Source organism: Vibrio cyclitrophicus (genome assembly GCA_023206055.1).
GTDB lineage: Bacteria > Pseudomonadota > Gammaproteobacteria > Enterobacterales > Vibrionaceae > Vibrio > Vibrio cyclitrophicus_A.
Window position 1 is genome coordinate 630,684 of sequence record CP065367.1, and the last position, 25,744, is coordinate 656,427.

The following is a 25,744-nucleotide window of genomic DNA, read 5'->3' on the forward strand; positions in this document are numbered from 1 at the left end:
ATAATGGAGGCGCCTCCCGGAGTCGAACCGAGGTCCACGGATTTGCAATCCGCTGCATAGCCACTCTGCCAAGGCGCCTTCAATGAGTGTTTTAAGAGAACTACTCTGTGATCTCTACCAAAAGTAGAAATCAAATAGATGGTGCCCCGGGCCGGACTTGAACCGGCACAGCGCGAACGCCGAGGGATTTTAAATCCCTTGTGTCTACCAATTCCACCACCAGGGCACGCAATTCTTTATTGCGATGCCGATTACTGAAAAGTAAAACACCATCTTAATGTCGAAATGAATCAACACTACAAAATTTGGAGCGATACATCGGGTTCGAACCGATGACCTCAACCTTGGCAAGGTTGCGCTCTACCAACTGAGCTAGTATCGCATTTTCATTCTTCTAATTTCTTACCTTATCAAAACGTAAGAGAAAGAGAATGGAGGCGCCTCCCGGAGTCGAACCGAGGTCCACGGATTTGCAATCCGCTGCATAGCCACTCTGCCAAGGCGCCTTTTTAATTCAACACTTTAGGGACTTAAGTAAGCCTCACCGCTGCGTTCGGGTGCCTACTTTACGGATTGAGAGGAGATAGTCAAACAAAAAAGTGAATTTAAATTCCGTTTGCTGACATTTAAATCAAATTGCTGCATGTTCGATCTCTTCTATCAAAAAACACACAGCAAAATGGGTTCAATTTAGGTGTATTGGCGTTACCACTTCTTCATGAAACGACCAACCAAGCTTGGGTGATATGCCCAACAATGGTCAAACATGGTCATAAGTTGAGGGTTACCGTACTTAGATAAGCTCACCGCATGGAAACGGTTTTTGTGTTCTTTCAGTTTTTCGACTTGAGCGATCATCTCGTCAGACTGCTTAGGCGCAATAAAATCAGAAAGCACAATCAAATCTGCGTTTTTGTACTTATCACCCGTCATCAAATCAATCGACTTCATCAGCACAGGTTCTAAATCCGTACCGCCGTGGAATGAGTAACTTAAGAAATCACTCGCCTCACGCAGACCATCTTGTCGTGTTAGCTCATAGGTGATCTGCTCAGAAGAGAACAGAATCACGTAGCAGTCTCGTTCTTCCGCGAGAGCGATTTGCATTAAGGCATAAGCCATTGCTTTAGCAGATTGCTCTGGGAAACCACTCATCGAGCCAGACGCGTCCACACAAACGATGAAGGGGCCTTTTTCTATATCCACGTTCTTACTATCCGGCTTTTGTGCCTTCACTTTGCGTAACGTACGAGATTTACCCTGCGAGCGGTAACTGAGTAAGCGCTTGTCAGCCAAATGCTTATAGAAGATAACCTCAAGCTCTGGATAAGCTAAAAACATGGTCTCGTTTGGCAACATCTTATTGAGGTCATCACTCTCGTGAATCCCGACAATGTCATCAACGGCTTCATCGCTTTTCTCTTCCACCATCTGCAGTTCTTCTACAGGGGCTTTGTGCAGCAAAGGATCATCTTCCTCACCTGCCATACGACCAAGTTTTTCGGCAATCTCTTGCAAGCCCTTGTGCTTGTTCAAGAACTCAGCATGACGTTTCATGATAGTAAGGTCTGTTTTGCTTAATTTGGCAGATGCCATGTCCCACAAACGCCCTACACTGCCTTCATCACCCGACTCCGTCACTTTGTCCATGTTTTTCATGGTTTCCATGCGTTGGTAAAGGTCGGCTAAGACTTTTTCTTTGCTTGTTTCAAGCTCGGTTACTTGAGCTTGTTTGATGGCATCTGACAACGATTGGTACCATTGGTCACAAAAGTAATGTGGAAACATCGCGTTATAAACGCCTTTGTTGTTTTCCATTAAACGTCTTGCTTGTAGGTAGAACGCTGAGTGCCACTCCAATTTTTTGATGACACTGTCAATCTCATCAAAAAACTGGGGTTCATCCCAGTAGATGACCTCTTGGTATAGTGCAATTTCTTCTTGGAATCGATCAGTTTCACACACTTTAGTGACGCGTTTTTTTACTTTACCGCGCCACTTAACCAAATGGTTTTTCACTGATGTTTTCACGCCTTTGTTCTCAGCAGCCATCATGACTTGAGAACGAGCGATGAGATCATTCATCGCTGTATCGATGATTCCTGAGTCAGCTACCATCAAAGCGAGGTTTAAGCCGTCTGCTCCTAACATATGCGCTCCCCTTACTCGAAGTACTGGCTCATGAACTTAATGCGCTGTGCGATCTTACTGCTCTTCACTTTCGTGGTTTCAAGATCTTGCGTTACAGCTTGCAAGCTTGCTTCCATTGCCTTCGGTAAATCAGGATCAATATAGTTGTGAGGCAACGCATCATGGAATTCAGTACGAACGCGTTTTAACTTGAATTCAGCTTCAGTTAACTGTTCTAAGGCTTTCTCAGCACCACTCAACCACTTGTTGTACAATTCTTGGTCTAAACCGTCAGTAGTAACCACACTCACCAATACAGAGCGATTGGCAATGTCTTTAATCACTAATTGATTCGATGCATCCAAGTCGAGTTTTAAACGGCATAGATTTTTATTTTCGTTTACGTAACCGTAAATATCACCGTGGCCTTCTTTAAGCACACGGTCAAAATCATCTTTGGCTACGTATACCCAACGACTATCACCTTTCTCAGATTCAGACACCGACATGTTGCTCTGCAGCATCACCAGTTTCACTAGATTGTAGGCACTGCCCACGCTGTACATTTTCGCGTTCTTGATGTCATGTTGGTAAACGTCTTTACGCAACAAGCCACTGGTTGACTCCATAGAAAGCGACACAGACAACGTTGATTCAACATCGTCTTGAATCTCTTCTAATTCTTCACGAGACATTTCAATTTGAGCTTTCGACTCTTGTTGATCAAACGCTCGGTTTAATGCAAAGTCTTTCACCACGCTACGAACCACATCGCGTGATTCCGGGCTATGCCACAAGCAATCTTGCAGAAGCATGATATCTAGTGGGTTCACGCTATCGCGACCACTAAAGAACGCACTCGCTTTCAATAGTTTAACGGCCTTCTTCCAGCGTCTATCCGATACATACAATTCTGACTCTGACTCAGAACCTTGCTTCTTAACCGTTTCCTCAAGCATGGTTTTCAGTTCAAATAACTTATCAAATGAGTTGTCTGTTAGTTCGAGCTTATCGAGTTCTTTCTGCCATTGATGGTATTCAATATCAGTGATTGCCAAACCTTTAGGGATCACCGCTTCTTGAGATGTGCCTGTCGTCAGCATTGATTTGAAGTTTTGTTTGTTCTGAATACGGTTTACAAACACGCGAACCAACATACGGTCATAAAGTGCTTCTAAGCCGCTGTCTTCATCTGGAAGTTCGTTAGATGCCGACACTAATAAACGCATCGGTACACGTTCAATATCACTGCCGTTTTTGAAAGTCTTTTCGTTCACTACAGTAAGTAGCGTGTTTAGGATTGCTGGACCGGCTTTCCAGATCTCATCAAGGAACACAACCTGTGCTGTTGGCAGGTAGCCTTCGGTCAGTCTGACATAACGACCATTATCTTTTAATTCTTGGATACTTAGTGGGCCGAACACTTCCTCAGGAGTAGAGAAACGAGTCATCAAATATTCGAAATAGCTACTGTTGTCAAAAGCTTGAATGAGGCGTTTAGCGATAAGGCTTTTTGCTATGCCCGGAGGGCCTAATAGAAACACGCTTTCACCAGCAAGAGCAGCCAGTAAACAAAGCTTAATTGTGTCTTCTCTTTCATAGACACCGTCTGAGAGAGCATGCGCTAATTTGTTGATTCTTTCAGAGAGTAGCGCCTTGTCAGCATGTGAGGAAATAGAGGGGGTCATGCATTACTCCGAAAATCTATGAACAGTTGAGAGTGTAGATATGTTTTTATACATTTGTTAGTACTTTGTTACAAGTGTATTTTATTATTGAGTTGCCTTTATATCAGATGGTTACGACTGTAATTTTCGCGTAATCATAGATTCCAAATTTGAGAGTAGCATCACGAACGGTGCGAAAGAAGCCCTATCACTAAACCGAATTTTTCTTTTATTTTCGACACCATAGACGTTATGGTGGTGCACGTCTTCAGTTATACGACAAATTGGCAAGGAATGTGGCCAGACTGCATGAATAAAGTTATCCATCAATGGAAAAGTATCTCTCTCGTTGAAGAGAGCGTAACACTCCCTACGAGTGTTGTAATAAAACACACAACAATACACCACCCTGGCGCGGCCGTTATTCTTCCTATTACTGCGTCTGGAAAAATTATCCTTATTAACCAGTTTCGACCTTCTCTTAAAAAATGGCTTTTAGAGCTACCTGCTGGCACGATGGAAATTGATGAGACACCTCTTCAATGTGCTCAGCGAGAGTTGGAAGAAGAAACAGGTTACAGTGCAACTTCTTTTCAGAGTTTAGGGCAAGTCACACCTCTGGCGGGTTTTTGTGATGAGATACAACACTTATTCGTCGCAAAAGACTTAAGCCTCACGACCCGCTTTGAATGCGATGAAGATGAAGTAATAGAAGTGATCGAACTGAGCTTAGAAGAACTGCACGATAAAATACGACACGATCAAGTCACTGATACCAAAACTATCGCTTGTTTAAGTAAAGCCCAACTATGTGGCCACCTTTAGCCAATTATACGACTACCTGAAGTACTCTAGGAGAGAAACATGGACTTTCGTTCTGATACCGTAACTAAACCTTCGCAAGCTATGCGTGACGCAATGGCAAACGCAGAAGTGGGCGATGATGTTTATGGCGATGACCCAACCGTCAACGAACTAGAACAGTGGACAGCGAATGAAACGGGCTTTGAGGCGGCAATGTTCACGTCTTCTGGTACGCAAGCTAATCTACTTGGTTTAATGGCGCACTGTGAACGTGGTGATGAATACCTGTGTGGCCAACAGGCCCACAACTATAAATACGAAGCTGGCGGCGCCGCGGTACTTGGCTCTATACAACCTCAACCAATCGAGAACAACCCAGACGGCACTTTAGACTTCATAAAGCTTGCCGCTGCAATTAAGCCCGATGACAACCACTTTGCTCGTACCAAGCTTCTTAGTTTGGAAAACACGATCAATGGTAAAGTGCTACCAATGTCTTACTTAGCGGAAGCACGTGAGTTCGTAAACCAACACGGCCTGCAAATGCACCTAGATGGCGCGCGCGTATACAACGCGGCAGTGGCACTGGATGTTCACGTTAAAGAGATCGCACAACACTTCGATTCAATGACGATCTGTTTATCAAAAGGCTTAGGCGCGCCGATTGGCTCTCTACTTCTTGGTAGTAAAGAGTACATCGCCAAGGCACGCCGCCTACGTAAAATGGTGGGTGGCGGTATGCGTCAGGCTGGCATTCTTGCCGCAGCAGGTAAAATGGCCCTCACGGAGAACGTGGCACAACTTAAAGCTGACCACGACAATGCAAAAAATCTAGCGATTGGTTTAAACAAGCTAGAAGGCTTTTCTGTTAACCCTGATTTCATCCAAACTAACATTGTGTTTGCTAAATTAGATGAGTCCGTAGATATCAACCGTATCGCACGAGAGCTTGGCGAACAAGGCATTACGATGTCACCAGGGAATCCTGTTCGATTTGTTACTCATAGAGATATCCGTTCAGAAGACATCGCTACTTTCTTAACAAAGTTGGAAAATGTGCTTTAACTCTTTTAACGAGATTGGCCTCTATCGTAATTAAGATTAAAGCTTCCCGTGAGAAGCTTTAATCTTTCAAAAATTTCGGTCAACAATTCCAGGGGAAATAAATTTTCGAAGCCTGATAGTTTTCTAATAAGCACATTAAATTGATTGGAACAGAACGCGATCTCGTTTTGGCCTATGCGGATACCTTCTAAGAGTTATCCCCACATTTCAGCATTCTATTATCGGTTAAGTTTGACTCGCATTAGTGACATAAAACATTGAATCGTCACTAAAGGTAAATAAGTCAGTGTCAATAGCTTATTTGGTAATCTCCACACATGTGGTAGTTAGAAATAGATCACATCATTCCTAAATGGTTTTCTGTAACCATCTAATTTTAATTGATAAATTTTCACCTACCTAAATAATCACGATCCGTTAATACAATTATTCACTACTCTATTTATCTTACAAATTGTAATTATCAAATTCGTATTTCTTTAATAATACTGTCAATTTTATGATGCAAAAAACAGTAACCCATCGAAAATCCAATACAAATGAGCATCAGTAGACCATAACCCTACTTTTATCAATTAAATAAAAAATTGTCGTCAGCCTGATTCTTTAGTGAAAGTCATCTATCTATTTGAATATAATATTATTATCTAATTTTTAAGTCTCTACGCCTCAGATTAAAATCATACTAAAACTCATACTTCTATTAAATAATAAACTTTTTTTACTACTTCACCATTTTTTAGAGCACATATAGTTTTCAAAGTTAAGCAACAAGTTACATTCAATCGTTGGGAGGTGAAATTATGGTTAGAGTATTTAGGATCCTTCATAACTTCACCGCATCTGTATTAATCCTTAGTTTATCGATTTCATCCTATGTCAATGCTAATAGTTTAACGCTAGGAATTAGCGGTCAGATCAAAGATCGATGCGAAATAAATTTTTCCTCTGGCAACATCATGAACTTTACGGAACACCGTGATGTGCAATCGTTGCCTTTTAATATCTATTGTAACCGTCCGTTGGGTATAACGATCAACTCAAAACATGGGGGCTTAAAATATCAACATCAAGGGGTTGATATTATTGAGAGTTACAATTTTTCATTACAAATAGACGAAATTCGTCTTTATGAAAGTAGGCACAGCAGCCAACTTACTTCACCAGTAATGATAGACAGTTCTGGTGTTATCCCGTTCTCTCAACATGGGAGTCTTAGGGTAGCACTCGAAAATAGCTTGCGTTTCGCAGGTTATTATCAAGACGTTATTGAGATCGAAGTTTACCCTTCGATTCATAGCGTGACGAAGTGAAAACTCTGCAATGTATCTGCAGATACAACATACGCTCAGCAGTATTCGAGCCAATCATTTAAGATAAAGGAATTTCTAATGAAAAAGCTAACACTCTACGCAGCAACAGTCACAGCTATTTTTGGTGCTCAAGCCCAAGCCGCTCCTGGTGATGTCCAGTTAGTTGGATTTGTTTCACCTGTATGTGAAGTTACTGGTCTTTCGACGCAACTGATGGACTTTGGTAACGTATCTCAAATTCAAAACCTTTCTGTTAGTGGCCTTAACATGAAGTGTAACGACGTCGATGGTGCAACTGTGACACTGACAAGTGCTGAAGGTGGTCTAGAGTCAGACGACAGCGAAGACTACGCTCTTACATATGATGCAACATTCAACCCGTCAGGCTTAACTCCTTTCACGCTTAATGCACCAGGGGGCCCAGGTCTAAATGACGTTTCAGTCAGTAATTCTTATGCCGGCTCTGGCGCATTAGCGACAGGTGTTACTGCATCCATTGATATTGTAACGACAGAAACCTCTCCATGGGCAGGTGGTTACTCAGATACATTGACCGTAAATATCACCTCTAATTAGAGGCTAATAAGTCGGGGGTTTATTCGGCCTCCGACTTAATCTCATATCAATATCAATATCAATATCAACGATATAAGTTTAATTTGGAGCTCTTCGCTATGTATAAATGGATCATGCATAAATGGATCGTTCTTTTCCTATTGTCATTCACTTGTTTGTCCGCTAATGCGTTCAAAGTAGAACCGATGTCTATGGAAATGACACCCCTTGGGAAAAGGGCTCAAATGACCATGAGGGTTGAGAACTCATCTCAAGAACCACTCACGGTTGAGCTGTCTCCGGTCTACATGACAATGGACAAATATGGCAAAGAGACCACCACTCCTGCTGACGACGAGCTACTAGTGATTCCAGTGACCGCAATTATTGAGCCTGGACGATCGCAATCGATTATGGTGCGGTATTTAGGCGATCCTTCCATCACAGAGTCTAAAGCGTATCGCATTGCTGTTAAGCAAGTAAAAGTTCAAAGAGCGAGCAGCAATCAGGGGCAAGTAAGCCTTTTACTTCAGTTTAATACGCTTATCAACGTCCGACCTCAAAACACGGCTTCTCAGCTAGAAGTAAAAAATATCGAAAAAAATGACAAGAGGAACAAATGGGTTCTTGAAGTACTTAACAGTGGCAATAGTTATGGTCGATTAACAAATACAACATGGAAAATATCTGATGGTAAAAATTCAACATATTTAAAAGGCGTAGAAATCGCCAAACGTATTCCGGGAACTTTAATCCTTCCCTACTCCACTCGTTTTTTCGAAATGCAACCTCTTAAAAATTATGACGTAAACACCTTATCGATTGAAATAGAGCAGGACCAATAGTAATGAGACGTTATATTTGGGGAGCGCTCATTTATTGCTTTCTGTGTGCACAAGCGTTTGGCATAACACTGTTTCCAACCGTCATCGAACTCAACACCGATCACCGGGCAGCATCTCAACTGGTTGTGACTAACAACTCAACACAAACTCTCCCACTTGAAGCTAACGTTCGTCGATTAACATTCTTACCTGATGGTACATTCGAGACATCTGATCTAGCGAATGAAGAGATGTTTGTATTTCCACCAGCCGCGATGTTAGCCCCCGGAGAACGTCAAGTATTCCGTATACAATGGTTGGGTAACAGAACACTCGAAACCTCTCAGAGTTATTTCATTCGTTTCAGTACCGTAAATATCGGCCAGAACAACGCGAGAATAGATAAACCCATCGGTTTAACCACCGGTATCAATTTACAAGTTCACTACAATGCCTTGTTGCACATTCACTCATCCTCGTTAGAACCAGACGTGAAATTACACATAGATGAACAAGGCAAACTAACACTCACTAATTCTGGGTCACGATTTACCTATACATCGTTACTTCATTTCTCTGGGCTCGAATCTCAGAGCAAAAAAGTGCATGCGGCTTTAGGTGAACAGTTTATTCCACCACGCTCCACTATTACTTTCTCTTCTTCTTTAAATTACTTACCAATGGGCACTTACCATGGGCATGAAAACTGAAACCCATCACAAGATGTGGCAAGTTTTGTATGTCTTGGGATTAGTACTTTTTTATTGTGCCACCTTAAGCCCTGCAGCTCGGGGCCAGGAAATGGTCTTGAATCCAACAGGGCGAGATATTCAACTTACCTCTTTACTAAGGATAAGTGACACCATACTGGGGGAAGCGGACATTATCATTACCGCAAACAACGAGATCTTGTTACCGAAGGAAAATACGCTTTCTCTCCTTTCGTCCGTCGTAACTCAAGAAGGTATTGGGAAACTCAATGACACAACAGACGATGAGATGCTGTCTCAGCATCATTTTGAGAGCGTAGGATTAGATCTGAGCTTCGATTTCTCATCATTAGAATGCATCGTGTCGGTACCGCCTGAATTTAGCTTAACCCAACAACTGTCTATGAACGGCGCAGATGATTTTTATAACTATGCCGAACCAAGTTTATTAAGTGGATACGTTAACTTTGCCCTTTCCGCCAATGAGACCCAATATGTGGATCAGAATTCGTCAAGGCAGGATCTCTATCGTGGTCAATTCGACTCAGCACTTAACGTTGGTTATCTAAACTTTGAGTACGAATCCTATTTAGAAAACAGCTCATCACAAGATTCGCGATACGTAAGAGAAGGATCTCGTCTTAATATTGACTTTGCCGAACAAGGCACACGACTGGTTCTTGGCGATATGTACAACAGTGGTCAATCTTTTCAGGACAGTGCCGACATACTTGGTATTGGGTTAACGCGAGATTTCACACTCATTCCAACCAGAAATGCACGACCACGAGCCAATCAATCATTCACCCTTCAAAGGGCTTCAAATGTCGATGTCTATATAGATGGGATCGCAGTCCAACGATTAACCCTAGGCGCTGGTAGCTATAACCTTAGTGATATCCCCCTGGCGCAAGGTAGCAATGATATTGTACTCGTCATCACCGACCGGTCAGGGAATGAAGAACGTATCGAGTTTTCTATTGCAACTGGTAATGACTTGCTCAATAGCGGTGAGTTTGAATATAGCATCATGTATGGAGCACCTTCTGAATTACAAAATGGACAACTAGAGTACCTAACCGACGAACGTATTTTCCATGGTTATATTGATGTTGGTATTAGCCCTTGGTTAACGTTGGGTACGAACTTTCAAACCCGTGAAGATCTTTATCAATATGGTGCCACCGCGTTACTCGCTTCTACATGGGGCGTCACTGAACTCACTGCCTCTCGTAGCGAACACCCTACATTTGGAACTGGCGACGCTTACAAATTTGCGTTCGATGCAGAGTTTTCCAATACGAACACGCTGTCACCACAACTGAGTTTTAGTTATGAATATCTGGCCAACAATTTTACTGGGGTCTCAGGGTTTGATGCTTCCGATATCGATATCAATTTAACCACCCATTATGTCTCTGCATTCAGCTCCATTTACCTTGGTCAGTCTCTACGTGCCGCCATGACCCTCAATTACAGATCGGGAATAGACAAAGAGAACGATTATTGGCTGATTAGCCCGAGTTTATCGGACGGACTGTTTGATACTCCCGCCACCTGGAGTGCACGTGTTAACTATCGGCATAACGCAAGCGAAGACGATGACATCAGCACTACTGTCACCATAAGCTGGCCTCTTAGTCGACAAACTCGTGTTGTCGGTCGTTACACCACAGAGCTCAATGAAGCCGCCTTAGATTACAGCTATCAGAATAATATTGGTAACACAGGAGGGGTGTCGGCGTTTGCAAGTGTTATTACTAACGAAGAAACCGATGCCGATATGGATGCAGGGATTAACTATACGGCAAACCGTTATGAATTGAATGCGACCCACGCTTCTCGGCTTGAAGAGATTAGTGGTGAAACACGAAACCACAGTACCGACGTAACTATTAGTAGTTCACTTGCTTTTGCAGGTTCATCTGTTGCAGTCGGCAGACCAGTACGTGAAGCATTTGCGATTGTCACTAAACATAAGAGTCTGAAAGAGAATGATGTGGCTATCGATCCCACAAAAGACGGTGAGTACGCACGCATTAATCTTAAAGGAGATACGAGTGCAATGGTCTCTGACCTTGTTGCTTATAATGGCCAAGTAATCAGTTACGAGGTCGATAACTTGCCGCCAGGGTATGACTTAGGCGACGGCGCTTTTTGGATTAAGCCGGGTTATAAACGGGGCTTCCAACTCCAGATTGGATCTGATGCTGTATTAACCGTGATCGGCAAGCTATTCGATCGTCAAGGTAACAACCCTATTTCACTTGTCGCTGGTGTAGCACATTACCTTGGCGAGGCAAAACAGTTGCCGATTGATTTCTTTACCAATCGTAACGGCATATTTGCAATCTCTGGATTAAAGCCGGGAAAATATCAATTGGTACTAGACACTAAAGAACAAGAGTCAGTCATCATTTCCCTCAGTGAACGCAGTGACAATTTGATAAGACTAGGAGATGTGTATGTTGAATAAACAAGTACTTTTGGGATCCTTGTTTCTCATTGCCATAAACCATATACCCTATGCATTCACGTGTGAAGCTAATGCGCTGACGATTAAACCCGTCTCATCTAAATCACAATATGATGTTTTCGGCGCAGGAACGTTCGCAACAATAAACACTTACCGTATAGATGCAAATATAATTGGCGAACCCTGCGAATTAGCCTTAGTTTTGCAACTTAACGATACCAGTCGATCGTTAAAAGGGTCGAACCAAGACAAACTCAACTTTGAGTGGTCAGGGCCGATTGGCATGCCGGTGGCTAATCAATGGCACTTATCATTAACCGATAGCCAGCCTTCGGCAACAATACAAATGCGTTTCCCAAGTAAACAATGGTTAGTATCAGGAACCTATAGAGGGTTATTGGAAGTCTCGCCTTCTTATACCTCAGATAGTAAACAAATAGAAATTAGCCCTAGCTCACTCCCGGTATCTGTTAACGTTCCGCCTGCTGCGAAAATTCATTTTTATGGATTAACCCAACAACATTATGACCTTGACCTAGGGACATTATATTCAAACAAGATTATTCGTTCTGCACCTAACCTATGGGTTCAAAGCAATACAGCTTATACCATTGTATTCGAATCATCCCATCAAGGAATGCTACGTCATGAATCTGATGAGACTAAATGGGATATTCCATACCAACTTTCCCTCGATAGCGACAGAATAAACCTTGAGCAACTGGATGCAAGGATTCAACGTCTTTCCGCTACGATTGGTCAACCTATCCCTTTGAATTTTGTCATTGGTGAAACAGAGAACAAACCAGGAGGTCAATATGACGACACATTACAAATTTCTATTGAACCACGACTTTCACAACAACCGTAATTATGCAATTATGTAAAAATTAAGTCGTAGAGCTTAATTTTATAAAAGACAACGTCATAGAATCAAAACATGATTTTCCAGGCTCGGATTAAGTTATGCAAAAAAACAATTTAAAACACATGCTCCTAATTGGAGACAATGGTATTAACAACCAGTTTATTCAACGCGAAATAGAAAAATACAGTGATTTTTCTTTTAGCAGAGAATGCATTACGAGCATTGAGCGGTCGAATAACCACAAGACTTTCGATGTCGTACTTATTAGCTACTTACTATTGGAAAATATCGAAGACATCAACATCATATTATCAAAAATAGAATCAAATAAATGGGTAGTCTACGATGTTCCTGCTGACATTACCGGACAGAGTATTACTGTAATACAACTATTCAACTTGTTTAATATAAAAGGAATCATCTATCAGGACGCTCCTATTGATCACCTTACCCGTTGTTTAAAAACAGTGTGTGACGACGATTTGTGGCTGCCAAGAAAGTTAATGTCCCATATTTTATCTAATAGACACGATTACACTTTCAAGTCGAAAGTAATACTATCTAGCCTTACGAAAAGAGAAGTTCAAATATTCAAGCGAGTAATTAAAGGGGATTCAAATTTAGAAATATCAAACGATCTATTTATTTCAGAAAGCACGGTAAAAACGCACGTATACAACATATATAAAAAAATAAATGTCACAAATCGCAAAGAAGCGATAAGAAAAGCATATTTTATCAATAGTTTAGAGACTATTATACAACCAGACATAAAGCTCAAAGTATAACTACGACACAAAGACAATAGTAAATCACAGTTACCAACAAGCACGATGACCGTTGACGAAAGTCCCCCCTTCAAAGCTTGGTCCAAGTTCCCCCCCCTAACAAGTTTCTGCTATGAGATCCAACAACCGCATATAACAAAAACTTAAGCCTCACGACACGTTTCGATTCTATGACTCACAGCTTCCAGAAAGCTTAACAGTTCCGATCTACACAACTTTCCTAACAAAGATGTCAAAATTCACTCTAAACCACATGTAATTACTCACCTAGAGCAAATAGAACTTGAGCTTCCCCTTAAGGTAAGCTTTATAATCATGTTTTTACCGGAGTAGAAACGTGTATTACCAATCCTTCGCTCTAATATTACTAGCTCTTTCCTCTAGCCTTAATGCCTCTGATTTTGGCGATCCTGAACTAGGAAAAGTGAAATCACCAAGCTGCGTTTTTTGTCATAACCCCACCAGCCCTTCGACTGATAACTCCTATCCCAAGCTTTCTGGCCAAGATCCAATTTATCTCTTTAACGCAATGAAAGCGTATCAAAACGAGGAAAGACAAGGTGACTACGCGGATATGATGCGAGCACAACTGAGTAAGCTCAACGATCAAGACTTGAGAGATGTGGCGGCTTTTTACGCTTCACAAAATTAGCGGCTCCCACTTTCATTAAGTCAATCATCAGCTAAATAAACATCACCAAGTCGCCTATACTTCAAGCAAACTCACTGGGCTCATTGAAGGTCGGGATAGATATACCTTTACACGTATCATCCAACCCTTACAATGTGCAGCAAATATATTTATCAAGGTTTATCTCTATGTCTATTCAATGGTTTCCGGGTCACATGCATAAAGCCCGCAAAGAAATCGAAGAAGTTATCCCACAAGTTGACGTGATCATCGAAGTACTGGACGCTCGTATCCCGTTCAGTAGTGAAAACCCAATGATCTCTTCACTGCGCGGCGATAAGCCTTGTGTAAAAGTGTTGAACAAGCGTGACCTTGCAGATCCTGAACTGACTCAACGTTGGATTGAGCACTTCGAGAAAGAGCAAGGCGTTAAAGCGATTGCGATTACGACTAGCGTAAAAGAAGAAGTTAACCACGTTATGGAGCTAGTACGTAAACTGGCGCCGCACCGTGAACAGATGGGTAAGAACATTCGTACAATGATCATGGGCATTCCGAATGTGGGTAAATCGACCATCATCAACTGCTTAGCTGGACGTACGATCGCGGTTACTGGTAACCAACCTGCGGTGACTCGTCGTCAACAACGTATTAACCTGCAGAATGGCGTGATCCTTTCAGACACTCCAGGAATCCTTTGGCCTAAAGTAGAAAACCCACACAGTGGCTTCCGCTTGGCTGCGACAGGTGCTGTAAAAGATACAGCAATGGAATACGATGAAGTAGCATTCTACACAGTAGAATACCTAGCAAAGCAATACCCTAACCTTTTAAAAGAACGTTACCAAATTGAAGAGCTGCCAGAGTCTGACATCGAACTAATGGAAGCGATTGGTCGTAAGCGTGGTGCACTTCGTGCCGGTGGTCATATCGACATTCACAAATGTTCTGAAATCCTACTGCATGAGCTACGTAACGGTACGTTAGGCAAGGTAACGCTTGAACTACCAGAAATGATCACACAAGAGCTGGTCGAAGTTGAAGAAGCGGCTGCGCTGAAAGCCGAACAACAGATTAAGAAAAAAGAAGAGCGTCGTAAGCGTTACTTGAAGAACAAGCGTTAATCGCGATTAGTTTTTATAATCTGCTTTAGTTTCTGTTTACTACTCTTACACCTGCCTCTAGATATTCACGTTCTATCGATAATAGAACGTGAATATTGCCTGCTACCGTTTGTTGATCTAGCTAACATACTGACAAATCTATAGAAACGGTCGTTTACAATCCCAAAGACTGTGACATACTACGCAAATTATTGTGTATCAATCTCGGCTAATTTCTCAATGCGCTCTTATTCTGGGTTCAAGAATCAAAGATTTAAAACCTATTTCGACAATGAAATTTATTTGCCGTACATAAATTTCATTTACATCCCGATCTCAATATTTTGTGCTTTCATCGTCACCGACTACATCCACTTTGGTAGTGAGTGCATTACACCGATCATTTTCCGAGTCATACTTTTTTTGTTGATGATGGCTGCCGCCAGATACTGCATTACAAGTAAGCCCAACATTTTAGAAATCGTAGAAAGCACCTTCCTTATAATTAGCTCGCTGTTCTTAGTTTATGTTGGTCGGCTTGCGATTGATCTGAACAATTTCGACTACCAAGGCGGTATCATTCTCGTCATGATCTACATTGGTACGTTTTCAAGATTGTCAGCCAAATACAGTATCTCTACGCTGTCGTTTATCTTTTTAGCTTATCTCATAGGCCTTGCTCCACTGCTTTATGAAGCAGAACCAAAGCATGAGATAGAAACAATTTCCGTTTATATCTCGGCTTACATCCTAATCTCAGCGGCCTGTATAAGACGTGACTTGGAAGTACACAAACGCTTCGCTCAATCCGAGCAGTTGCGTAAACAAGCCATCCAGCTTCGCAAACAATCCAATATGTTTGAGGCCCTTTCCTACCAAGACGCACTAACGGGCTGTTATAATCGCCTTTATCTTCATCAGGTGATAGAACCGAGCATAGACCGTCAGCTGTCCATTACATCGATCATGATAGATATTGATCATTTCAAATCGATTAACGACACCTACGGCCATCAAATGGGTGACATGGTGATCAAGGAACTGGCCGATGAGATTCAAAAAAGGCTACCGACCAGCAGTAACTGCTTTCGATACGGCGGTGAAGAGTTTTTGGTGATGGTTCAAGGAGAAACTAAGGCTTCAATTGAATCGCTCGTTAATTCCCTTTTAGAATCCCCTGCCCGCCTTAGGTTAGAAGTAACGATTTCAATCGGTGTGAAACATGCTCCTCAAGCCCTTGGTTCTGTCGAACAGCTTATCGACGACGCCGACCAAGCACTCTACATTTCCAAGAAAGGCGGTAGAAATAAGATCACATGGTGTGATTAATCGCCTAATATTTCACGCGCCTTTACGAATCATTGAAACGACCATAGACCCAATCAAAAAAGCCCCGAGCAACTTAATGCTCGGGGCTTTTGTCTTTGTTCTTCTTCTTTAAAATAGCTTCGTTAAGAATCTGCTACTCAGCAAAAAAAACAGCATTCAACAAGAGTCAGCTAAGAATACACGACGCTTGCTGTTTTCTGTTCAAGTTCAACGGGAGAATTCCAAGAAATCACTTTCTCGTTCACTTGGCTGCCGCATGGTGCGTTCCAAACTTGCTCTAGTTCTTCTTTGCCACCAATCGCTTCATAAAAAGCAATCGCTTGGTGGTTCTCAGACATCACCTCTAGGTAAAGCCCTGAGTCCGAATAATATTGTTGCAACCACTTCGATAGTTCAGACAATAAACGCTTGCCTACACCTCTACCGCGATAATTATTGTCAACGTGTAACGCATCAATGAACGTGCCACGCTCAAAGTTGTGATTACCAAACGCGCAGACGAAACCAACCAGTAGACCGCCTTCTTCAAGCAATAACACATGTTGGTTGAAAGGAGGATTAATCAAACGAGTCTGCCAAATAACAGATCTGTCCTCCAAAACATCATTTTCTAAGTAATCATCAGCAAGAATGCCACGGTAATATAGCTTCCAGCTATCCGCGTGTAATTGGGCAATCCGCTCATAATCTTTATATTCAGCTACCTTAATTTCCATTTATTAGCCCTTAGTACTTCCATTTATGACTTGCTACTACATTTCACACTACCTTTATACAATATTTAAGCAAAACATACTAATACACGTTTACACTTTCAATATTGACTTACACGTGTACGCTGATATTCTAGCGCACAGATGTAAGCCCAATGGAAATTTGCTAATGAATAGTGCTGACAAACCATCAACAAAAAAGCCACCATTAATCTGGCTCAATATTTTTGTTTTTTCTTCTAGTATGCTGCTTGCTGTTGTTGCGGCTCCCGTTTATGGCTACTTTTTTGGCTATGATATGGAGCACTGGATATGGCTAGCGATCTGTTTTACTTTTTGTAATCTGTCTATCACGACAGGCTATCACCGCTTATGGTCTCATAAAGCGTTTGAAGCGCATTCAAGCCTAAGATTCCTGTTTGCATTAGGTGGTGCATTTGCTCTGCAGAACAGCGCGCTACACTGGTCTTCTGATCACCGAGTTCACCACAAGCATGTCGATAACAACGACAAAGACCCATACTCTGCAAAACGTGGCTTTTGGTACTCACACATAGGCTGGATGATTCGTAACTACAACACCGCGATGTACACAGATTACGAAAACTGTCGTGACCTTAAAAAAGACAAGATTGTAATGTGGCAGCATAAACACTATGTCCTGTTGGCATTACTGATGAACTTCGGTGTTCCTATCGCTTTAGGTATGATTTACGGTGATGTACTAGGTATGTTGTTAATCGTAGGCGCTGTTCGTTTGGTACTTAACCACCACACAACCTTCTTCATTAATTCTCTTGCTCATATCTGGGGTAGCCAACCTTTTACCGACAAAAACACGGCCCGAGATAACGGTGTGCTAGCAGTTCTAACTTTTGGCGAAGGCTACCATAACTTCCACCACATATTTGAAAACGACTACCGTAATGGCATTTACTGGTGGCAATACGATCCAACAAAATGGCTAATTAAAAGCGCTTCATTGATGGGCTTAGCAAGCAAGCTCAAGAAAACGCCTCAAGCTCGTATTGAGAAGGCAGAAGCAGCTATGCTACTTAAGCTCACGCAGCAAAAAATCATGCACCGTGCCGACAAGCAACAAATCGCGGAAAAGCTTCAACAAGAGTTTGATGCTCTAGTATCAAACATGAACGAATATTACGAAGTTAAAAAGCAACTACTTGAAAGCAAGCGCGAGAACGTTGTGAAAAAATACGAACACTCTGTACTTAAAGTTCGTTACCAACAAATCAAAATGAATTTCGAACAACAGAAGAAAAATTGGGCGATGACAGTGGAACAGTACGCTTAACCTTTTAATTACATATTCTTTTTTATCAAGCGCCTAGGCTCAAACTGTCTCGGCGCTTTCTTGTTTTTATGACCCTATTTGCGATTTGGGTTGAATAAAAACTCTAATCAAAAATGGACCAATGTCAAATATCACACATATAGTGTAAGAAAACGTTTTCTTACATTACCAACTGTGACAAAAGTCACTTACGGAATTTCATTTTGTAACATAAAATGCGCGCCCTCCTATTCCACGGACTACAAAAGCGAATCATTTTATGAAAATGTTAAAAACATCACTAGCGCTAGCAATCTCTACTACCCTTTTATTCGGCTGCGGTGACGAAACAACTAATAACTACTACCCTCAAGAACCAACCGTACCATCTTCTACAGAAGCTAAAATCGCCGTATTCAACCTGTCTTTTGACCGTTATACCTACGAAGATCTTGTAGCTGAAATGAAACTGACTAAGCCAGAGCAAGACGCATTGGTTGAAGGCTGGGAAAATGATACTTTGTCTGAAGAAGCCAAAGCCACCGCTCTTAAAGTAATCCAGATTCGTAACGTCGCTGCAATCATCCAGACTGAACGCCCAGAAGTAATCATGATGGCGGAGTTTAACAACGATGGTACAGCTGAAAATAACGATGCTCTTATCGGTTTCCGCTTGAACTACCTATCTGTATCTCAAAATTCAAATAGCTTTGATCAAGACGGCACTCAGTTAGATCCAATCGTATTCCAGTACTTTGCCAACTTCGCGACCAACACTGGCCTTTTAAACGAATTTGGTTTTGACCTAGATAATGACGGTAATCCGGGACAACTACCAGGCGATGCATGGGGCTTTGGTACCTACCACGGACAATATGCGTTCGCTCTAATGTCTATGTATGAAATTGATCACGACAACATTCGTACTTTCCAAAAGTTCAAATGGAGCGATATGCCTTCGGCTACCATGCCAACTATCACCAACTGTAACGATTCTTGGAACCCTATCCCAGATGGCATGGAGTGTGGTGACGACTGGTATACTGCTGAAGAGTGGGCAGAAGTTCGCCTTTCTTCTAAAAACCACGTTGATGCACCAATCCTAATCCCTCAAGAAGACGGTACCTCAGAGACGATTCACCTACTTATGTCTCACCCAACGCCACCTATTTTCGACACGGGTAAGAACAAGGTTCAAAATGCAGATGAAGTTAATTTCTGGGTCGATTACATCGAAGGTCAAAGCTACATGTACGACGATAAAGGCGTGACTGGCGGATTAAGTACAGACGCTAAATTCGTTGTTATGGGCGACCTTAACGCTGACCCTCTTAAAGGTGATGGTGATTTGACAGCAATCAATGCACTGATGGACCACGACAAAGTTAACCGGTTAGCGACGTTCGGTCCATTAGCACCTGCCAGCCTTGGTGGCCCAGAATGTCTAGCTCTTGGCGAATGTAAAGAAGCAAACTGGGATACTCCATACCCTGGTCAAGTGACCAGCACGAGCGGACTACGCCTTGATCATGTTGTACCATCAGAAAATCTAACGATTTCAGACTCTGGTATTTACTGGCCAGCAACGTTCGAAGACGGCCGTCTATTAATGAATGACGAACGTGTAGGTAATTACGGAAACGGTAAGGACATATCTTCTGACCACCGTATGGTTTGGATTAAAGCAGAAATCAACAACTAATACTTTCGAATAAACTCTATCATCCATGTCCGACTATTATAGTCGGACATTTTTTATTAAAGAGACTGGCTTTAATTATGGATTAAAGTATCCATAGTAATTGGATCTAGCCAATCTTTACCCCTCTCATTCAACTGCTTATATTAATTACAATCTCCGAGTGGAACACTGAGCAATAAAGAATGAGCAAACTGACTATTATTGCAACTATCGTCTCTAAAGAAGACAAAACTGAACTTGTTAAATCAGAGATGATTAAATTGATCGACAAAACCCGTGTTGAAGACGGCTGTATTAACTACGATCTACACCAAGATAACAGTAACCCTGCTCACTTCGTTTTTCATGAGAACTGGGAGTCTGAAGCTCATCTGGAGAAACACTTAGCGAGCCAACACATCGCCGATTACATGACAGCGACTGAAGATTGTATCGAAACCTTTGTGCTTAATAAAATGACGCACATTGCCTAACCAATAACTCAGTACTGATTCAATAGAAAACCCTGCTCTGATCGCAGGGTTTTTCGTTTCTACAAGCTTATATCTGCTCATTCTAATAATGAAAAAACCCGCCAGAGTAGCGGGTATGGTCAATAATCATGACTGTCAAAAACAGATAGGTAACAACCATCAATCCAATATTGAGGACCGCTTTACAGCGGCACTCTGACATTCCTTTTGCTGATCGCTAGCACGGGGGCACTAGTTAAAAGCACGAGCCAAAATGCCATTCCCTTGATATTGGTAAACACTTGAATTACTACTTACAAAGACCGACTCTCCAGGCTTAAGAGAAACTGTACGTCCCTCTGAAGTCACGGCTGCCTCTCCTTCCACACAGAACAAGATCTCTGCGCTACGTAAATACTGTGACTTACTCTCATCGGTCGCAGATAGGATATCAAAGCCAAAATCATCCACTGGAATCGGATAGCTCATCTTGCCCTCTTTCAATACAGGCTTAAGGCGGATATCTTCTGGCTTAATCGGCTCAAAGATTGTGTTGTCGATAAGCTCAGGAACGTCTATGTATTTGGGTGTGAGGCCAGCACGTAATACGTTGTCTGAGTTTGCCATAATCTCTAAACCCGTACCTTGAACATAAGCGTGTGGGGTTTCTGCGAACAGGAACATCGCTTCACCCGGTGCCAGTTCAACCGTGTTAAGCATCAATGGTGCAAACAAACCAATATCACCCGGATAATGTTGTTTGAACTCTTTGCTGTATTGCAGAGCTTCACGCCCCATGACCGTTTTAGCTGATCGCGCATGCGCCGCATAAAGCTCATTAAGCGCAGACTCTTTGCGGTCACCCTCAAGCGACATAATTGCGCTAAAGAAAGACTTCAGAGAATCACTGTCGGCATTAGCTTTAAGTACATTAAGCTCAATCACTAACGAAGGAATCTCCGCTTCTTCGAACAACGCAATAATATCGTCGATTGGACGAAAGCCATTCATCGCTTTGTAGAACGTCAACGCATAAACAAGTTCAGGTTTGTGGTTTGGATCTTTGTAATTACGATTAGACGCATTCAAAGGGATGCCAAGTGCATTCTCTCGCTCAAAACCTAACTCAGATTTGCGCTTATTTGGGTGAACCTGAATCGACAACGGTGTTTCAGCGGCCAACACCTTGAACAAGAAAGGTAATTCACCGAAACGTGACGCCGTATACCCGCCTAAGACATCGATTTTATTTTCATCAATCATGTGAGAAAGCGACTCACCGGTATCGCCTATTTTTGAGCAACCATTAGGGTGAGCACCCATCCAAATTTCTGCTTGAGGTTCTTGGTTTGGGTTCACAATACCAAAAAGTTGATTAATGGAGTCTTTGCTTCCCCATGCGTAGTTTTGAATAACGTTGTCGAGTTTAAATAGAGACATAATTACTTCTCATTAAAAATCTGTCCGCCAAGCTTTAGCGTGGCGGCGATATTACGGGCAGTACGAGTCAGGTTTTGATTCGCTTCTAATAAAACTTGGTCTAATGACTGAGGTGAACGTACGGTTCCAAATAAGCTAGACATTGAGTCATAAAGCTTTTCAACGTCTTTGCCCAAAGAGCCAGCAATACCAATGGTTGGAATGTTCTGCTTAAGAGCTCGCTGTGCGATACCAAAAGGTGTTTTTCCTTGCAGAGTTTGGTTATCCATCTGCCCTTCTCCAGTCACGACCAGTGAAGCGCCTTCAAGTACCTTATCCGCATCCAACGCATCCAGTACCATCTCGATACCCGCTTTAATTTGGATATTAAACGCTAGGCTTAGGCCTAACGGTGTGCCACCAGCAGCACCAAAACCCTTGCTGTCGCGATGATTAACGCCTGTATGGGCTTGAGCGATATCGGCAAAGTGCCCAATGGCAGTATCCAGTTGTTGAACTTGAGTTTGTGACGCCCCTTTCTGAGGACCAAAAACGGCACTTGCTCCGCTTTCGCCACACAGTGGATTATTCACATCGCAAGCGACCACGAACGCAACTTCTTTGCATCTCGGGTGCAGCCCATCAAGATCGATGCTTGCTAGCTGACTTAATTCGGCGCCGCCACCAGATAACTCGTTGCCTTGCTTGTCTAATAACTTGCCTCCCAACGCTTGTAAAATGCCAGCACCTGCATCGTTGGTTGCGCTACCGCCCAAGCCGATAATGATTTGTTCAACGCCTTGATCTAAAGCATCTTTAATCAATAGCCCTGTGCCAAACGAAGATGCGGTTAAAGGTGCTCTTTCTCCTACCGTTAATCGGTCTAAGCCCGACGCTTGAGCAAATTCCAACAAGGCAGTTTTCACCTTAGTTCCATCAAAAGTCTGCTCTAACGATGCCCAATAAGCCGTACATTCACGACCGATTGGATCCGTCGTTTGCAAGCTTTGCTTGTTACCATTGAGCGCTTCTAGCAACACATCTACCGTGCCTTCTCCGCCATCGGCGAGTGGCATTTTCACAAACTCTGCATGAGGGAAAACGTCGGCAAATCCACGCTCAATGCAAGACGCAACTTGATGAGCGTCGAGTGATTCTTTAAATGAATCAGGGGCAATTACAATTTTCATTGTCGTTCACCATTCCCGCCCACCAAGGTGAGCGGGTGATTAAAATTAGAATTTGATTTGGAATGTTTTTGCTTGGCAAGATGCCAATTCACCGAAGGTTTCTGCCGCTACATCACCTTCACGAACGCGCTCGTCCATGCTTGTCTCTTTCCAGCTTGAAACCGCTTGAGTGAAAGAGATTGAATCCGATACTGAACCCGTTTCTGCTGGGTTGTAGACACGCATGATCAACGCATCTTCGTCTTCAGCTTTCTTAAGAACGCTTAGTACCGCACCTGCTTGTTGCTTCGATAGCAAGCTGAAGTTCATTGGTAGGTTTTGCTCACCCACATTAAGCTTCATCGCGTTGTAAGGGATCTTGTTGTAGCATTCGATTTGAGTGACATTGTCACGTGCTTGCGCCATGATGTTCGCGTCAATGTGATTACCAGAGAAGCCACACAGTGTGAATTCACATACTAACTTTCCGCGCACTTGTGAATCTGGTGTCGGGATCTTGATACCAGAAGGACGACCCGGACGAAGCAATAGCTCTTCTTTACCCAACACGCCGATACCACGGAACAGTGTCAGTGCGAACGTATCTCTGTTTTCGTCACCTTGAGATGCAATCACCTCAAATTCACGCAGACCATTCGACATGATCGCCATGCCTGCTTTGCCGTTTTCTAGCGCTGCAAAGTTCATTAATTGATACACAGGAACTGGCGCTTCTTTCCACTTCTCTTCTTCCCAAACCGCCATAGCAGGGTCGTTGGTCGGGCGAGTAATGCAACCGAACTGGTTATCTGCAACGACAGTTTCAGAAACGAATGGCGTTGGTACTAGCACACGTACACGGTGGTCGTCGGCTTGGTTGTCTAGCTCCATGCGAACTTCGATGCGGCGAGAGCCTTGTTTTAGTACCACTTGGCATTGCGCTTCCACAAAACCGTGTTGACCCGTGCGTTCTTCACGCTCTGCCAGGTTTGCAGGCACGTTCATACGGAAAGCGATGTTCGCTACCGATTGGAAGCCTTGGTGGTCAATCGATGTTTCTACCGGGAATTCATCTGAGTACAACAGCCACTCTTGACGAGATGGAGAGTAATCGTACTCATCGCCGTCATCAGAACCGTCTTCTAAACGAAGTACTTGGTCGAATACTTGCTCTGTCTCTTTATCGAAAATAGTCAGAGTACCGTTGTCGTTTACATTGATTCGGTAGTATTCGTTCTCTAGTAAATAGTCTTTTTGCTCAGCAACTTTTACTGCGCCCTTCTCGTTAGCTTGAATGTGTAACGTGGTGAAGCCCATCGCTGGCACAGTGCGTTTGATTTGAATATCAAACTCCATGAATGGGTCGTAGTTACCGTAGTGAACGATTTGACGGTCTACTTTACCTGGGTCAATTTGGCGCTTGTCTTGAATGAAGTACTCAACTGGGTTTTCGTTTTCGTCAAAGATAGAAAATTCTTGAGCACGGATAGTGATGGTTGTGTTCACCACTTCTTCACGCTCGTACGGAGAAAGGTTAAACATCGCCAGTTTGTCGCAACCTTCGCGATCCGGCATATGGTCGACAATCTTACGCTTGTAGAAGTGGATTAGGTTTGTCGCCATGTCGTCAGCAAGGATGTAACGGTTTAGGATTTCAGCGTGTACCTTGTCAGAACAGCAGCAACCAATCGAGTCATGAGCGTGGTTCTTCATGCTCTCTTTCCACATTTTCTCAATCAAACCATGGTGGTATTCGAAACCTAATGTCCAAGCGATGGATGCTAGAGGCTCTAAGATGTTTACAATCTTGTTTTCGATTTCTGCATGGATCAGTTTGATGTCCATACGCGTCGAAGAAATCGTACGGTGAACACGCATGTATTTACCGTCGTTGAATTCGCCTTTGATTGTGTCGAGTTGATCGCGTGCTGCTTCTACTTTTTCGAATACTTCTTCAAAGCGGTTCATTGAGAATTCGCGATCTGGATAGATTTCACGAAGCTTGTCCATCACTTCAAAGATGTCTTTTTGAATCGGCATTTGATCGTGGCCATTTGGCAATAGGATGTCTTTTGTTACCGATGGTTTTTCTAGCACTGGGAAGTACTTATCTAAACGAGCACGTAGACCTTCTTCATCTTGCGGAAGGTATTTACCAATCGCGTAACCCAGTGGAAGTACTTGTGCCGTTACTTCACTGCCGTCGTTTGATTGCCATAAGAATTCTGTTTTGTTGGTGCCATGACGCTCTGAACAACCACGCCAGAACATTGCACGTGTAATGTCGAAGCCGTTGTAGATCATCGGCAGTTGAGAACTCATGCTGAATGAATCTGGTAGGTAACCAATCTTCATTGCATCGCCAAATTTCATACAGTCACGAATGCCATACATCATGTTACGTACAATCGACTCGCCAGAAACTTGCATTGTGTCGGTTTGAGAATACCAAGGACCAATAATAAGCTTGCCCGCTTCAACCAATGCTTTTACGCGTTCTGTGTTCTCTGGTTTGATCGCGAAATAATCTTCTAGAACGGCTGTTTGACCATCTAGAACGTAGTATTTGTATTCTGGATCACTCTCCAGACGGTTCATGATTTCTTCCATGTTGTTCACAAGAAGAATACGAGACTCTTCTGTTGTGAAATACCATTCACGATCCCAGTGCATGTGTGGAGTAATATGTACGCGTGATGTAGTCATAATCATTTACCTAAATGTGTCGCTTCGAG

At 42.7% G+C, this 25,744-nt stretch carries 21 protein-coding genes and 4 tRNA genes; 15 read left to right on the forward strand and 10 right to left on the reverse strand.

What is annotated here, in order from left to right; all coding sequences use genetic code 11:
* Positions 1-4: 4 nt before the first annotated feature.
* The 6 genes from ITG09_18515 to ITG09_18540 all read right to left on the reverse strand — a co-directional run bounded on the left by ITG09_18515 (position 5) and on the right by ITG09_18540 (position 3,818).
* Positions 5-78, reverse strand: a tRNA-Cys gene (locus ITG09_18515).
* Positions 79-139: 61 nt separating this feature from the next.
* Positions 140-226 (reverse strand) — tRNA-Leu (locus ITG09_18520).
* A gap of 80 nt (positions 227-306) precedes the next feature.
* Positions 307-382: transfer RNA gene (locus tag ITG09_18525), tRNA-Gly, on the reverse strand.
* 50 nt (positions 383-432) lie between these two features.
* Positions 433-506: transfer RNA gene (locus tag ITG09_18530), tRNA-Cys, on the reverse strand.
* A 199-nt stretch (positions 507-705) separates the two neighbouring features.
* Complete coding sequence (gene viaA / locus ITG09_18535) at positions 706-2,151, reverse strand: ATPase RavA stimulator ViaA (protein ID UPR54933.1); 1,446 nt, start codon at positions 2,149-2,151, stop codon at positions 706-708.
* 11 nt (positions 2,152-2,162) lie between these two features.
* Positions 2,163-3,818 (reverse strand): DUF3763 domain-containing protein, encoded by a 1,656-nt coding sequence (locus tag ITG09_18540; GenBank protein UPR54934.1) that lies wholly within the window; start codon positions 3,816-3,818, stop codon positions 2,163-2,165.
* Positions 3,819-4,106: 288 nt separating this feature from the next.
* Here ITG09_18540 and ITG09_18545 point away from each other — a divergent pair, with 288 nt between their 5' ends.
* The 12 genes from ITG09_18545 (at position 4,107) to ITG09_18600 (ending at position 16,263) form a co-directional block, all read left to right on the forward strand.
* Positions 4,107-4,622, forward strand: a complete 516-nt coding sequence (locus ITG09_18545; GenBank protein UPR54935.1) for an NUDIX hydrolase — start codon at positions 4,107-4,109, stop codon at positions 4,620-4,622.
* Between the two features lie 39 nt (positions 4,623-4,661).
* Positions 4,662-5,666 (forward strand): low-specificity L-threonine aldolase, encoded by a 1,005-nt coding sequence (gene ltaE, locus ITG09_18550; protein UPR54936.1) that lies wholly within the window; start codon positions 4,662-4,664, stop codon positions 5,664-5,666.
* Between the two features lie 959 nt (positions 5,667-6,625).
* Positions 6,626-6,979, forward strand: a complete 354-nt coding sequence (locus ITG09_18555) for a hypothetical protein (GenBank protein ID UPR55208.1) — start codon at positions 6,626-6,628, stop codon at positions 6,977-6,979.
* A gap of 78 nt (positions 6,980-7,057) precedes the next feature.
* Positions 7,058-7,555 (forward strand): hypothetical protein, encoded by a 498-nt coding sequence (locus ITG09_18560; GenBank protein ID UPR54937.1) that lies wholly within the window; start codon positions 7,058-7,060, stop codon positions 7,553-7,555.
* Between the two features lie 98 nt (positions 7,556-7,653).
* Positions 7,654-8,379, forward strand: coding sequence for a molecular chaperone (locus ITG09_18565; protein ID UPR54938.1), 726 nt, complete (start codon positions 7,654-7,656; stop codon positions 8,377-8,379).
* Between the two features lie 2 nt (positions 8,380-8,381).
* A complete protein-coding gene (locus tag ITG09_18570; protein UPR54939.1) occupies positions 8,382-9,068 on the forward strand; it encodes a molecular chaperone in 687 nt (228 codons plus the stop codon).
* A 91-nt stretch (positions 9,069-9,159) separates the two neighbouring features.
* Positions 9,160-11,544, forward strand: a complete 2,385-nt coding sequence (locus ITG09_18575) for a fimbrial biogenesis outer membrane usher protein (GenBank protein UPR55209.1) — start codon at positions 9,160-9,162, stop codon at positions 11,542-11,544.
* Positions 11,534-12,415 (forward strand): hypothetical protein, encoded by an 882-nt coding sequence (locus ITG09_18580; GenBank protein UPR54940.1) that lies wholly within the window; start codon positions 11,534-11,536, stop codon positions 12,413-12,415. The genes ITG09_18575 and ITG09_18580 overlap by 11 nt, the downstream gene beginning before the upstream one ends.
* 95 nt (positions 12,416-12,510) lie before the next feature.
* Positions 12,511-13,200 carry a response regulator transcription factor gene (locus ITG09_18585; GenBank protein UPR54941.1) on the forward strand — a complete coding sequence of 230 codons (690 nt, stop codon included), beginning with the start codon at positions 12,511-12,513 and terminating at the stop codon, positions 13,198-13,200.
* 337 nt (positions 13,201-13,537) lie between these two features.
* Positions 13,538-13,852, forward strand: a complete 315-nt coding sequence (locus tag ITG09_18590) for a cytochrome c (GenBank protein ID UPR54942.1) — start codon at positions 13,538-13,540, stop codon at positions 13,850-13,852.
* A gap of 167 nt (positions 13,853-14,019) precedes the next feature.
* Entirely contained in the window at positions 14,020-14,955 is a 936-nt protein-coding gene (gene ylqF / locus ITG09_18595) for a ribosome biogenesis GTPase YlqF (GenBank protein UPR54943.1), read from the forward strand.
* Between the two features lie 282 nt (positions 14,956-15,237).
* On the forward strand, positions 15,238-16,263 hold the full coding sequence (locus ITG09_18600; protein ID UPR54944.1) for a GGDEF domain-containing protein: 1,026 nt from the start codon (positions 15,238-15,240) through the stop codon (positions 16,261-16,263).
* 170 nt (positions 16,264-16,433) lie between these two features.
* Here the strand turns inward: ITG09_18600 and ITG09_18605 are convergent, their stop codons facing one another.
* Complete coding sequence (locus ITG09_18605) at positions 16,434-16,979, reverse strand: GNAT family N-acetyltransferase (protein ID UPR54945.1); 546 nt, start codon at positions 16,977-16,979, stop codon at positions 16,434-16,436.
* Positions 16,980-17,145: 166 nt separating this feature from the next.
* Here ITG09_18605 and ITG09_18610 point away from each other — a divergent pair, with 166 nt between their 5' ends.
* The 3 genes from ITG09_18610 (at position 17,146) to ITG09_18620 (ending at position 20,442) form a co-directional block, all read left to right on the forward strand.
* On the forward strand, positions 17,146-18,288 hold the full coding sequence (locus tag ITG09_18610; GenBank protein UPR54946.1) for a fatty acid desaturase: 1,143 nt from the start codon (positions 17,146-17,148) through the stop codon (positions 18,286-18,288).
* 259 nt (positions 18,289-18,547) lie between these two features.
* Complete coding sequence (locus ITG09_18615; protein UPR54947.1) at positions 18,548-19,969, forward strand: endonuclease/exonuclease/phosphatase family protein; 1,422 nt, start codon at positions 18,548-18,550, stop codon at positions 19,967-19,969.
* Between the two features lie 182 nt (positions 19,970-20,151).
* Positions 20,152-20,442, forward strand: coding sequence for an antibiotic biosynthesis monooxygenase (locus tag ITG09_18620; GenBank protein UPR54948.1), 291 nt, complete (start codon positions 20,152-20,154; stop codon positions 20,440-20,442).
* Between the two features lie 231 nt (positions 20,443-20,673).
* Here ITG09_18620 and manA read toward each other — a convergent pair whose 3' ends face one another.
* The 3 genes from manA to mngB are packed head-to-tail and all read right to left on the reverse strand — an operon-like array spanning position 20,674 to position 25,715.
* Positions 20,674-21,861: a mannose-6-phosphate isomerase, class I gene (manA, locus tag ITG09_18625; GenBank protein UPR54949.1), complete on the reverse strand. Its 1,188-nt coding sequence runs from the start codon at positions 21,859-21,861 to the stop codon at positions 20,674-20,676.
* 2 nt (positions 21,862-21,863) lie between these two features.
* On the reverse strand, positions 21,864-23,030 hold the full coding sequence (locus ITG09_18630) for a glycerate kinase (protein UPR54950.1): 1,167 nt from the start codon (positions 23,028-23,030) through the stop codon (positions 21,864-21,866).
* 45 nt (positions 23,031-23,075) lie between these two features.
* Complete coding sequence (gene mngB, locus ITG09_18635; protein UPR54951.1) at positions 23,076-25,715, reverse strand: mannosylglycerate hydrolase; 2,640 nt, start codon at positions 25,713-25,715, stop codon at positions 23,076-23,078.
* Positions 25,716-25,744: the final 29 nt, after the last annotated feature.